At 58.8% G+C, this 13070-nt stretch carries 10 protein-coding genes and 1 tRNA gene; all 11 read left to right on the top strand.

Annotated elements, in window-relative coordinates; genetic code table 11:
- Positions 1-10 precede the first annotated feature (10 nt).
- Positions 11-86: transfer RNA gene (locus DNK49_RS03490), tRNA-Trp, on the top strand.
- A gap of 25 nt (positions 87-111) precedes the next feature.
- Positions 112-459 (top strand): preprotein translocase subunit SecE, encoded by a 348-nt coding sequence (gene secE, locus DNK49_RS03485; protein ID WP_110522894.1) that lies wholly within the window; start codon positions 112-114, stop codon positions 457-459.
- Positions 460-461: 2 nt separating this feature from the next.
- A complete protein-coding gene (gene nusG, locus DNK49_RS03480; protein WP_110522893.1) occupies positions 462-995 on the top strand; it encodes a transcription termination/antitermination protein NusG in 534 nt (177 codons plus the stop codon).
- Between the two features lie 104 nt (positions 996-1099).
- Entirely contained in the window at positions 1100-1531 is a 432-nt protein-coding gene (gene rplK, locus DNK49_RS03475) for a 50S ribosomal protein L11 (protein ID WP_110522892.1), read from the top strand.
- A gap of 2 nt (positions 1532-1533) precedes the next feature.
- Positions 1534-2226, top strand: a complete 693-nt coding sequence (rplA, locus tag DNK49_RS03470) for a 50S ribosomal protein L1 (RefSeq protein ID WP_110522891.1) — start codon at positions 1534-1536, stop codon at positions 2224-2226.
- 233 nt (positions 2227-2459) lie between these two features.
- Complete coding sequence (gene rplJ / locus DNK49_RS03465) at positions 2460-2963, top strand: 50S ribosomal protein L10 (RefSeq protein ID WP_110522890.1); 504 nt, start codon at positions 2460-2462, stop codon at positions 2961-2963.
- A 51-nt stretch (positions 2964-3014) separates the two neighbouring features.
- A complete protein-coding gene (gene rplL / locus DNK49_RS03460; protein WP_110522889.1) occupies positions 3015-3389 on the top strand; it encodes a 50S ribosomal protein L7/L12 in 375 nt (124 codons plus the stop codon).
- A 180-nt stretch (positions 3390-3569) separates the two neighbouring features.
- Entirely contained in the window at positions 3570-7703 is a 4134-nt protein-coding gene (gene rpoB / locus DNK49_RS03455) for a DNA-directed RNA polymerase subunit beta (RefSeq protein WP_110522888.1), read from the top strand.
- A 45-nt stretch (positions 7704-7748) separates the two neighbouring features.
- Positions 7749-11963, top strand: a complete 4215-nt coding sequence (gene rpoC / locus DNK49_RS03450) for a DNA-directed RNA polymerase subunit beta' (RefSeq protein ID WP_110522887.1) — start codon at positions 7749-7751, stop codon at positions 11961-11963.
- Between the two features lie 132 nt (positions 11964-12095).
- Positions 12096-12473 (top strand): 30S ribosomal protein S12, encoded by a 378-nt coding sequence (rpsL, locus tag DNK49_RS03445; protein ID WP_015437589.1) that lies wholly within the window; start codon positions 12096-12098, stop codon positions 12471-12473.
- Positions 12474-12506: 33 nt separating this feature from the next.
- Complete coding sequence (rpsG, locus tag DNK49_RS03440; RefSeq protein WP_110522886.1) at positions 12507-12977, top strand: 30S ribosomal protein S7; 471 nt, start codon at positions 12507-12509, stop codon at positions 12975-12977.
- The last annotated feature ends 93 nt before the right edge of the window (positions 12978-13070 follow it).

Below are 13070 nucleotides of genomic sequence, written 5' to 3'. Positions count from 1 at the left end.
TCTCTGCTGCAGGGGTATAGCTCAACTGGCAGAGCGTCGGTCTCCAAAACCGAAGGTTGGGGGTTCGATTCCCTCTGCCCCTGCCACATTTTTTCGGAAGTCATTGCCTCGATGGCCGATAAGTTGAAGTTCGCGCTGGCTCTGGCACTGGTTGCGGCCGGCGTGGTCGGCTTTTACCTGCTGTCCGAGCAGGCGCTCGTGCTACGTGTATTGAGTGTGCTCGCAGGTCTGGGTGCGGGTCTTGCGGTTGCCTGGCAGTCCGAGCCTGGTCGTCGTTTTGTCGAGTTTGCTCGTGAGTCGGTCACTGAAACCAAGAAGGTGGTGTGGCCGAGTCGAAAAGAGACCGTACAGACGACCGGTATTGTGTTCGCCTTCGTCGTGGTGATGGCGATTTTCCTCTGGTTGACCGACAAGAGTCTGGAATGGGTGCTTTACGACCTCGTTCTGGGCTGGAAATGAACATGACAAAGCGCTGGTATGTGGTGCACGCTTACTCGGGTTTCGAGAAGTCGGTGCAGCGCGCTCTGATCGATCGCGTCAATCGTGCTGGCATGCAGGATGCCTTTGGGCAGATTCTGGTGCCAGTCGAAGAAGTCATCGAAATGAAGGGCGGTCAGAAAAGCATCACGGAACGCAAGTTTTTCCCTGGCTATGTGCTGGTGGAAATGGAAATGAACGACGAATCCTGGCATCTGGTGAAGTCCACTCCAAAGGTCACTGGGTTTGTCGGTGGCACCGCGACCAAGCCTTCGCCGATTTCGGAAAAAGAAGTCGAGAAGATCATGCAGCAGATGCAGGAAGGGGTGGATAAGCCTCGTCCGAAGGTCTTGTTCGAAACGGGCGAAGTGGTTCGGGTCAAGGAAGGTCCGTTTACCGATTTCCATGGTTCCGTTGAAGATGTGAACTACGAGAAAAGCAAGCTGCGGGTGTCGGTAACGATCTTTGGTCGTGCGACGCCGGTAGAGCTGGATTTTGCTCAAGTCGAAAAGACCTGAGTAAAAAAGCGGGCGCTTTGCGCCCGCTATAGCCCGTTTACTTGGGCAACACGAGGAGCGCCTTGTGGTTGGCGCGCTATCACTCAATACAGGAGTAAGCCTAAATGGCAAAGAAAATCATTGGCTACATCAAGCTGCAGGTGCCGGCCGGCAAGGCCAATCCCAGCCCCCCGATCGGCCCGGCGCTTGGTCAGCGCGGCCTGAATATCATGGAGTTCTGCAAGGCCTTCAATGCCAAGACCCAAGGTCTTGAGCCCGGCCTGCCGATCCCGGTGGTGATCACCGCTTTCGCGGACAAGAGCTTCACCTTCATCATGAAGACGCCGCCGGCGACCATTCTGATCAAGAAGGCTGCTGGGATCCAGAAAGGCTCGCCGAAGCCCCATACCGACAAGGTGGGTTCGATCAGCCGCGCCCAGGTCGAAGACATTGCCAAGACCAAGATGCCCGACCTGACCGCTGCCGATCTGGAAGCTGCCGTGCGCACCATCGCTGGTTCCGCTCGCAGCATGGGCATCACCGTGGAGGGCCTGTAATCATGGCGAAGATTTCGAAGCGAGTTCAGGCCCTGCGTGCCAAGGTCGACCGCAATAAGATTTATCCCGTTGCTGAAGCGCTGGCGCTGGTGAAGGAATGCGCGACTGCCAAGTTTGATGAGTCGATCGACGTCGCCATCAACCTGGGTGTGGATGCACGCAAGTCGGATCAAGTCGTGCGTGGTTCTGTGGTGCTGCCCGCCGGTACCGGCAAGTCGGTGCGTGTGGCTGTGTTCGCTCAGGGCGAGAAGGCTGAAGCTGCGCGTGCGGCAGGTGCTGACGTTGTTGGTTTCGATGATCTCGCCGAGCAGGTCAAGGGCGGCACGATTGACTTCGACCTGTGTATCGCGACGCCTGACGCAATGCGTGTGGTGGGTCAGCTGGGCCAGATCCTCGGTCCTCGTGGCCTGATGCCGAACCCGAAGGTTGGTACCGTGACCATGGATGTCACTACCGCGGTCAAGAATGCCAAAGCCGGTCAGGTGCAATATCGTACCGACAAGGGTGGTCTGGTGCATGCAACCATCGGACGGGCGTCGTTCGGTGTTGATGCGCTGCAGCAGAACTTGAATGCTTTCGTCGAGGCGTTGGTCAAGGCCCGTCCGGCTGCTGCCAAGGGCGTGTATCTGCGCCGCATCGCGGTGTCGAGCACCATGGGTGCCGGTGTTCGCGTCGAAACCTCGACCGCCGCTTAAGCGCGTCAGGTAAAAAGAACTTTGAGCCGTCCGGCATTCGGTGTCGGGCGGATCGTCAAAGACCGCAGGTGCAGGGCTTCGGCCATTGTTTAATCGTCCTTCGGGATGGCCTGCGCAGACGGTGTGCTCAGAACAGGATTCAGGCTGTTTTCAGCCCTACTCCTGATCCAGGTCGCCGTGGGTGCGTTTCACCCCAAGTGAAGCGCGTGTTGACTTGAAAGGAGGAAAGGCCTGTGGGTCTCAATCTCGATGACAAGAAAGCCGTAGTGGCTGAGGTGTCGGCACAAGTTGCCAGCGCCCAGACAATCGCGGTGGCCGAGTACCGCGGAATCGCAGTGGGTGATCTCACTGCGCTGCGTGCCAAGGCCCGTGAGTCTGGCGTTTATCTTCGTGTGCTGAAGAACACCCTGGTACGTCGTGCGATCGCCGATACCCCGTTTGCCGACCTTGGCGACCAACTTGTTGGCCCGCTGATTTACGGTATCTCGGAAGATCCGGTTGCCGCCGCCAAGGTGTTGAACGATTTCGCCAAGGGCAATGACAAGCTGGTGCTGAAGGCCGGTTCCTATGCGGGCAAGACGCTCGACAAGGCTGGTGTGCAGGCGTTGGCGTCCATTCCCAGTCGCGAAGAGCTGCTTGCTCGCCTGCTGGGCGTCATGCAGGCACCGGTCTCCGGCTTTGCCGTGGCGCTCGCCGCCCTCGCCAAGAAGCGCGAGGAAGAAGGCGCAGCTGCCTGATCGACCAACACTACTGTTTTCTACAAAGTTTGGATTTTGGAGTAATTTGAAATGGCAATCAGCAAAGACGACATCCTCGAAGCCGTTGGTTCGATGACCGTTATGGAACTGAACGACCTGGTCAAGGCGTTCGAAGAGAAGTTTGGTGTTTCCGCTGCCGCGATGGCTGTGGCTGCTCCGGGCGCTGGCGCTGCCGCTGCCGTGGTGGAAGAGAAGACCGAGTTCGACGTTATCCTGACCGCCGCCGGCGACAAGAAGGTTGAAGTCATCAAGGTTGTCCGTGCCGCTACCGGTCTGGGCCTGAAGGAAGCCAAGGACGTCGTGGACGGCGCACCGAAGGCCGTGAAGGAAGGCGTGTCGAAGGCTGACGCCGACGCGCTGAAGAAGCAACTGGAAGACGCTGGCGCCAAGGTCGAGATCAAGTAATTCTCGCTTTCGCCTCGGGGCTGGTGCTCGTCATGAGCGCCAGCCCTTTCGTGCTTTCTATTCAAGTACGAGGCCAGAACAAAGCGTCCCCGAATTTTCGGTGGATTATGGTGTCAATAGTGCCCGAATGTGGGCGCTGTGTTCTGTCTTCCCGACGTTCGACCTCTAGCCGGAGCATCCATGGCGTATTCCTACACTGAGAAAAAGCGTATCCGCAAGAGCTTCGCCAAGCGCGCGGCCGTGCTCGATGCGCCTTTCCTGCTCGCCACCCAGATCGAGTCGTTTGCGGCTTTCCTGCAAGCGGAAACCCTGCCCGAAAGGCGCATCAATAATGGCCTGCAGGCAGCCTTCACCTCGATCTTCCCGATTTCGAGCCATAGTGGCAATGCCCGGCTCGAGTTTGTCCAGTACATGCTGGGCGAGCCCGCCTTCGATGTGAAGGAATGTCAACAGCGCGGCCTGACCTTCGCATCGCCGTTGCGCGCGCGTGTGCGCCTTGTCATCATGGATCGCGAGGCTCCGAAGGAGACCATCAAGGAGGTCAAGGAGCAGGAAGTCTACATGGGCGAGATTCCGCTCATGACGAATACGGGTTCCTTCGTCATCAACGGCACCGAGCGCGTCATCGTGTCGCAGTTGCACCGCTCGCCGGGTGTGTTCTTCGAGCATGACCGTGGCAAGACCCATTCTTCCGGCAAGCTGTTGTTTTCGGCGCGGATCATTCCTTACCGCGGTTCCTGGCTGGATTTCGAGTTCGATCCTAAAGATCATCTCTATTTCCGCGTTGACCGTCGCCGCAAGATGCCGGTCACCATTCTGTTGCGTGCCATCGGCATGTCGCCGGAAGAAATTCTCGCGACCTTCCACGATTTCGACGCCTTCCACCTGTCTGCCGAGGGCGCACACTTCGAGTTGGTGCCTGATCGCCTGCGTGGCGAAGTCGCCCGTTTCGACATCACCACACCGGATGGAAAGCTCATCGTTGCCCGCGACAAGCGGATCACTGCGAAGCATATTCGCGAGCTTGATCAGGCCGGTGTCAAGACCATGTCGGTACCGGACGATTTCCTGCTCGGCCGGGTGATCGCACGTAATGTCGTTGATCCGGAAACGGGCGAACTCGTCGCGCGTGCCAACGACGAAATCACTGAAGACCTTCTGGATAAGCTGCGTGACGCGGGTGTCGTCGATCTGCAGACGCTGTATGTCAACGATCTGGATCGCGGTGCCTACATTTCCCAGACGCTGCGAGTGGATGAAACGGTTGATGCGTGGACGGCAAAGGTCGCAATCTATCGCATGATGCGTCCGGGCGAACCACCAACCGAGGATGCAGTAGAGGCCTTGTTCCAGGGCTTGTTCTACGCCGAGGAGCGCTACGACCTGTCCACCGTCGGTCGCATGAAGTTCAATCGTCGTGCATACCCGGAAAAGATCGACGAGCGTACGCCGGACTGGCTCAAGCGTTTCTATGATGCAGTTGGCCCACGGGGTGAAGAAGGTGCCGGCGTCTTGTCCAATGAGGACATCCTGGCGGTTGTTGGCGTGCTGGTTGAGTTGCGCAACGGACGTGGCGAGATTGACGATATCGATCACCTCGGTAACCGTCGTGTGCGTTCGGTTGGCGAACTGGCGGAGAATCAGTTCCGCGCCGGTCTGGTGCGTGTCGAGCGTGCAGTCAAGGAGCGTTTGTCACAGGCCGAGTCGGACAACCTGATGCCACACGATCTGATCAACGCCAAGCCCATTTCTGCGGCGATCAAGGAATTCTTTGGTTCCAGTCAGCTGTCGCAGTTCATGGACCAGACCAATCCGCTGTCCGAAATCACCCACAAGCGTCGTGTCTCTGCGCTGGGGCCAGGCGGTCTGACGCGTGAACGTGCGGGCTTCGAGGTTCGCGACGTTCATCCGACGCACTACGGTCGTGTATGCCCGATCGAGACCCCGGAAGGTCCGAACATCGGTCTGATCAACTCGCTTGCAGTTTACGCCCGTACCAATCGTCATGGTTTCCTCGAGACGCCTTACCGTAAGGTGATCGACAGCAAGGTCACGGATCAGATCGACTATCTGTCCGCGATTGAAGAAGGGCAGTACGTCATCGCACAGGCCAATGCCGAAGTCGATGCAGAGGGTGCCTTGGTGGGTGACCTGGTGTCCTGCCGTCACAAGGGCGAATTCGCGCTGGTCACCGCTGATCAGGTCCAATACATGGACGTGGCGCCTGGTCAGATCGTGTCGGTTGCCGCTTCGCTGATTCCGTTCCTCGAACACGACGACGCGAACCGTGCATTGATGGGTGCGAACATGCAGCGTCAGGCGGTGCCTTGCCTGCGTCCGGAGAAGCCGCTGGTCGGTACCGGTATCGAGCGTACCGTGGCGGTGGACTCGGGAACGGCCGTGCAAGCCACGCGTGGCGGTATCGTCGATTATGTCGATGCACAGCGTATCGTGATTCGGGTAAATGATGATGAAGCACAGGCGGGTGACGTCGGTGTCGACATCTACAACATGATCAAGTACACCCGGTCCAACCAGAATACCAACATCAACCAGCGGCCGGTGGTCAAGGTGGGTGACAAGATTGCCCGTGGCGACGTGATCGCTGACGGCGCATCCACTGACCTCGGCGAGCTTGCGCTTGGGCAGAACATGCTGGTCGCGTTCATGCCCTGGAACGGCTACAACTTCGAAGACTCGATCCTGATCTCTGAACGCGTGGTCGCGGACGACCGTTTCACCTCGATCCACGTCGAGGAACTGACCGTTGTCGCGCGTGATACCAAGCTCGGACCAGAGGAAATCACTCGCGATATCGCGTCGCTGGGTGAAGCGCAACTGGGTCGTCTGGATGAGTCGGGCATTGTTTATATTGGTGCCGAAGTCGAGGCCGGCGATGTGCTGGTCGGCAAGGTCACACCGAAGGGTGAAACCCAGCTGACTCCGGAAGAAAAGCTGCTGCGCGCGATTTTTGGCGAGAAGGCGTCCGATGTGAAGGACACCTCCTTGCGCGTGCCGTCAGGCATGACCGGTACCGTCATCGACGTGCAGGTATTTACCCGCGAAGGCATCGAACGGGACAAGCGTGCGCAGTCGATCATCGATGACCAGTTGCGCTCGTTCAAGACCGATCTGGCAGACCAGATGCGTATCGTCGAGCGTGATGCATTCGCCCGTATGCAGCGCATGATCGTTGGTCAGAAGGCCAATGGCGGCCCGAAGAAGCTTGCCAAGGGCGCCGAGATCACCGTGGAGTACCTGGAGACGCTGGAGAACTATCACTGGTTCGACATTCGTCTGGCAGACGAGAACCTGGCGATCCAGCTTGAGGCGATCCGTGAGGGTCTTGAGAATACCCGCAAGGATTTCGATCAGGCGTTCGAGATCAAGAAGCGCAAGCTGACGCAGGGCGACGAACTGCCGCCGGGTGTGCAGAAGATGGTCAAGGTGTACCTTGCCGTCAAGCGTCGTCTGCAACCGGGCGACAAGATGGCCGGCCGCCACGGTAACAAGGGTGTGGTATCGAAGATCGTTCCGGTTGAAGACATGCCTTACATGGCCAACGGTACTCCGGTCGACATCGTGCTGAATCCGCTCGGCGTGCCGTCACGGATGAACATCGGCCAGATTCTTGAAACCCACCTGGGCTGGGCAGCAAAGGGCCTGGGTCAGAAGATCGACAACATGTTGCGCGCAAACGCCGCCGCAGCGGAGATCCGTGGTTTCATCGAGGAGATCTACAACGGCAGCGGCAAGCCGGAAGATATCGATCAGCTGGACGACGGTGATGTGGTCGAGCTGGCGAGGAATCTGGTCAAGGGCGTGCCCTTCGCCACCCCGGTGTTCGATGGCGCCAAGGAAGAAGAAATCCAGAAGATGCTCGAACTGGCCGGCCTGCCGGTTGGTGGTCAGGTGACCCTTTTCGATGGTCGTACTGGCGAGGCCTTCGAGCGTAAGGTGACCGTAGGCTACAAGCATGTGCTCAAGCTGCACCACCTTGTTGATGACAAGATGCATGCACGTTCTACAGGGCCGTACTCGCTGGTGACCCAGCAGCCGTTGGGCGGTAAGGCTCAGTTCGGTGGTCAGCGTTTCGGTGAAATGGAAGTGTGGGCGCTTGAGGCCTACGGCGCTGCCTACACCCTGCAGGAAATGCTGACGGTCAAGTCCGATGACGTGACCGGCCGGACCAAGGTGTACGAGAACATCGTGAAGGGTGAGCACAAGATCGATTCCGGCATGCCGGAGTCCTTCAACGTGCTGGTGAAGGAAATTCGTTCCCTGGCGATCGACATCGATCTGGACCGCGGTTGAACCGGCGACTTTGCGCGATCCGCAAGTCCCTGGATGGAGTGATACATGAAAAGCCTGCTCGCTGACCTGTTCAAGCAAACCCTGCCGAATGAGGAAGAGTTCGAAGCCATCACGATTGGCCTCGCCTCGCCCGACAAGATTCGGTCGTGGTCCTATGGCGAAGTCAAGAAGCCCGAGACCATCAACTACCGTACGTTCAAACCTGAGCGTGATGGCTTGTTCTGCGCCAAGATCTTTGGCCCGGTCAAGGATTACGAGTGCCTGTGCGGCAAATACAAGCGTCTCAAGCACCGCGGTGTGATCTGCGAGAAGTGCGGCGTCGAGGTGACCCTGTCCAAGGTGCGCCGCGAGCGCATGGGACACATCGAACTCGCTTCGCCGGTTGCCCACATCTGGTTCCTGAAGAGCCTGCCGAGCCGTCTCGGCATGGTGCTCGACATGACCCTGCGCGACATCGAACGCGTGCTGTACTTCGAAGCCTTCGTCGTCGTCGAGCCGGGCATGACCCCGCTCAACCGTGCGCAGTTGCTGACCGAAGATGACTACCTCGCCAAGGTCGAGGAGTACGGTGACGATTTCGATGCAGTGATGGGCGCAGAGGGTATCGGCGAGTTGCTGCGTACGCTCGATGTCAGCCTCGAAATCGAAAAGCTGCGTTCGGATCTGGAAACCACGGGTTCCGAAGCCAAGATCAAGAAGTACTCGAAGCGTCTTAAGGTGCTCGAGGCCTTCCAGCAGTCCGGCATCAAGCCGGAGTGGATGATTCTGGAAGTGCTGCCGGTACTGCCGCCGGACCTGCGTCCCCTAGTGCCGCTGGATGGCGGTCGTTTCGCGACCTCCGACTTGAACGATCTGTACCGTCGAGTCATCAACCGTAACAACCGACTGAAGCGGCTGCTCGAACTGAAGGCGCCGGACATCATCGTGCGCAACGAAAAGCGCATGCTGCAGGAAGCTGTCGACTCACTGCTCGATAACGGTCGCCGTGGCAAGGCGATGACGGGTGCCAACAAGCGCCCGTTGAAGTCGCTCGCGGACATGATCAAGGGCAAGGGCGGTCGTTTCCGTCAGAACCTGCTGGGTAAGCGCGTCGACTACTCCGGTCGTTCGGTGATTACCGTTGGTCCTCAGCTCAAGCTGCATCAGTGCGGGTTGCCGAAGCTGATGGCGCTCGAGTTGTTCAAGCCCTTCATCTTCAACAAGCTCGAGTTGCTGGGTCTCGCGACCACGATCAAGCAGGCGAAGAAGATGGTCGAGGCGCAGGAGCCGGTGGTGTGGGACATCCTCGAGGATGTCATCCGCGAGCATCCGGTCATGCTGAACCGTGCGCCCACGCTGCACCGTCTGGGTATTCAGTCGTTCGAGCCGGTGCTGATCGAAGGCAAGGCCATTCAGCTGCATCCGCTGGTCTGCGTTGCGTTCAACGCCGACTTCGACGGCGATCAGATGGCGGTCCACGTACCGCTGTCGCTCGAGGCGCAGATGGAAGCCCGCACGCTGATGCTGGCCTCCAATAACGTGCTTTCGCCCGCCAACGGCGAACCCATCATCGTGCCGTCGCAGGATATCGTTCTGGGTCTATATTATGCGACCCGCGAAGGTATCAACGTGCCGGGCGAGGGCATGCTGTTTGCCGACGTTGGTGAAGTCAAGCGCGCCTATGAATCCGGCCAGATCTCGCTGCATGCGCGTGTCACCGTACGTCTGAAAGAAGCTGAGCTGGGTCCGGACGGTGAGCGTATCGAACACATCAAGCGTTATGACACGACTGCCGGTCGCGCCATCCTGTCTGAGATCCTGCCTGCCGGCCTTCCCTTCAGCGTTATCGACAAGCCGCTGAAGAAGAAGGAAATCTCCAAGCTGATCAACGCCTCGTTCCGTCGCTGCGGATTGCGCGCAACGGTGATCTTCGCTGACCAGCTGATGCAGTTCGGCTACCGTCTTGCAACCCGCGCCGGTATCTCGATCGCGGTCAAGGACATGCTGGTGCCGAAGCTCAAGGAAGACCTGATCCGCGCGGCTGAATCGGAAGTGAAGGAAATCGCCCAGCAATACACCTCGGGTCTGGTGACCGATGGTGAGCGCTACAACAAGGTCGTGGATATCTGGGGTCGCTGCGGTGACCAGGTAGCCAAGGCGATGATGGAGCAGCTCGGCCAGGAAGAGGTGGTGGACCGCGAAGGCAAGACGGTCAAGCAGGAGGCGTTCAACTCCATCTACATGATGGCGGATTCGGGTGCGCGGGGTTCTGCAGCGCAGATTCGCCAGCTGGCCGGGATGCGCGGCCTGATGGCCAAGCCGGACGGCTCGATCATTGAGACGCCGATCACCACGAACTTCCGTGAAGGTCTGAACGTTCTGCAGTACTTCATCTCGACGCACGGTGCTCGTAAGGGTCTGGCCGATACCGCGCTGAAGACCGCGAACTCCGGATACCTGACGCGTCGTCTGGTCGACGTCACCCAGGATCTGGTGGTTATCGAGGACGACTGCGGCACGCGTGAAGGCTTCAATATGAAGGCCCTGATCGAAGGCGGTGAAGTGGTTGAGCCGCTGCGTGAGCGTATTCTGGGCCGTGTCTGTGCCGAAGACGTGGTCAACCCTGATACGCAGGAGACGGCGATCGAAGCCGGATCCTTGCTTGATGAGGATGCCGTCGACCTGATCGAAAGTCTTGGCGTCGATGAAGTCAAGGTCCGTACCCCGCTGACCTGCGAAACGCGTTATGGTCTGTGCGCCAAGTGTTATGGGCGCGACCTCGGGCGTGGTTCGATGGTCAACTCGGGCGAGGCAGTTGGTGTCATTGCTGCGCAGTCGATCGGTGAGCCGGGCACGCAGTTGACGATGCGGACTTTCCACGTCGGCGGTGCGGCTTCGCGAGCAGCGTCGGCCAGCGGTGTCGAGGCAAAGTCGACGGGTACTATCCGTTTTGCCGGCAACATGCGCTATGTGTCGAGTGCAAAGGGTGAGAAGGTCGTCATTGCCCGTTCGGCCGAGGTCGTGGTTGCGGATGAAATGGGTCGTGAGCGTGAGCGTCACAAACTGCCCTACGGTGCGATGCTGCTGGTGGATGATGGCGCACCCGTCAAAGCCGGCGCTCAACTCGCAACGTGGGATCCGCATACCCGTCCGATCGTGACCGAATACGCCGGTACGGTGAAGTTCGAGAACGTGGAAGAGGGTGCAACGGTTGCGAAGCAGATCGACGAAGTCACCGGCTTGTCCACGCTGGTTGTCATTGACTCCAAGCGGCGGTCGTCGACGGGCACCGCCAAGGGTGTGCGCCCGCAGGTGAAACTGCTCGATGAGAGCGGGGAGGAGGTGCGCATTGCCGGGACGGACCATGCGGTAACCATCACCTTCCAGGTTGGTTCGCTGATCACCGTGAAGGACGGCCAGCAGGTCAGCGTGGGTGACGTGCTCGCACGTATCCCGCAAGAGTCCGCCAAGACCCGTGACATTACCGGTGGTCTGCCGCGTGTTGCCGAGCTATTCGAAGCCCGCTCGCCGAAGGATGCCGGTCTGCTCGCCGAGTACACCGGTACGGTTTCGTTCGGCAAGGACACCAAGGGCAAGCAGCGTCTGGTGATCACCGAGCCCGACGGTACGGTGCACGAGTTCCTGATCCCGAAGGACAAACACCTGATGGTGCACGATGGTCAGGTGGTGAACAAGGGCGAACTCATCGTCGATGGTCCGGCCGATCCGCACGATATCCTGCGTTTGCAGGGCATCAACGAACTGGCACGTTACATCATCGACGAAGTCCAGGACGTGTATCGTCTTCAGGGTGTGAAGATCAACGACAAGCACATCGAGGTGATCGTCCGCCAGATGTTGCGTCGTGTGGTGATCACCGATTCGGGCGATTCGCGTTTCATTCGAGAGGAGCAGGTCGAGCGTTCTGAAGTTCTGGACGAAAATGACCGTCTGGAGGCTGAAGGCAAGTTGCCGGCACAGTATGAAAACGTGCTGCTGGGTATTACCAAAGCATCGTTGTCGACCGACTCGTTCATCTCGGCGGCTTCGTTCCAGGAAACAACCCGCGTGCTGACGGAAGCCGCCATCATGGGCAAGCGCGATGAATTGCGCGGCCTGAAGGAAAACGTGATTGTCGGCCGCCTGATCCCTGCGGGCACCGGTCTGGCGTATCACCGCAGTCGCCGCGCCCAGGCCGCCGGCGAGGATCTTGGATCGGGTCATGCCTGGTTGCCGGAGGAAACTGTCGCAGAAGTGCATCACGACACTGAAGCCAGTTGACTTCTTTTGTAGTCTCGGACTAAACTCCGGCCTCTTTTTGTGGACCGACCAATCGTAGTCGGTCGCAGCCGGAATAAACCGCCCGAGGCGGCCCGTGGTGGGCTGCCTCGGTTTTTTGGGAATTCTCAAGCTATGCCAACAATCAATCAGCTCGTTCGCAAGCCGCGTCAGCTGGAAGTGACCAAGAGCAAGGTGCCTGCGCTCGAGGCCTGCCCGCAAAAGCGTGGTGTTTGTACTCGTGTTTACACGACCACTCCGAAGAAGCCGAACTCGGCGCTGCGTAAGGTAGCCAAGGTTCGTCTGACCAACGGTTTTGAGGTCATTTCCTATATCGGCGGCGAAGGTCACAATCTTCAGGAGCACTCTGTGGTCCTGATTCGTGGCGGCCGGGTAAAGGATTTGCCTGGTGTGCGTTACCACATCGTTCGTGGCTCCCTCGATCTTCAGGGTGTCAAGGATCGGAAGCAGTCGCGCTCGAAGTACGGCGCCAAGCGTCCGAAGAAAGCCTGATAGTCGACACCAGAATATTTTCGAGAGGTTGTCATGCCGCGTCGTCGTGAAGTACCCAAACGTGAAATCCTGCCGGATCCGAAGTTCGCTTCGCAGGATGTCTCCAAGTTCATCAACGTGATCATGCAGTCCGGCAAGAAGTCGGTTGCTGAACGCATCGTCTATGGTGCCTTTGATCACATCACCACCAAGGCCGGCAAGGATCCGCTGGAGGTCTTCGCGTCGGCAGTGGCGAATGTCAAGCCGGTGGTCGAAGTCAAGAGCCGTCGTGTTGGTGGCGCAAACTATCAGGTTCCGGTCGAAGTTCGTCCTTCCCGCCGTATGGCGCTGTCGATGCGCTGGTTGCGTGAAGCGGCTCGCAAGCGTGCCGAGAAGTCGATGGCTCAGCGCCTTGCCGGTGAGTTGCTCGAGGCGGCTGAAGGTCGTGGCTCGGCGATGAAGAAGCGTGAAGAAGTGCACCGTATGGCTGAAGCCAACAAGGCCTTCTCTCACTACCGCTTCTGATCCTGATTGGTAGCGGTAATTCGAGCCCTGTGAAGGGCTCGATTGTTTTTAACGAAACGAACGGTTCATCGCGCCACGAGCGCGACCAACACA

The organism is Parazoarcus communis SWub3 = DSM 12120, assembly GCF_003226565.1.
GTDB classification, from domain to species: Bacteria; Pseudomonadota; Gammaproteobacteria; order Burkholderiales; family Rhodocyclaceae; genus Parazoarcus; species Parazoarcus communis.
This window is presented reverse-complemented; position numbering and strand designations above follow the sequence as displayed.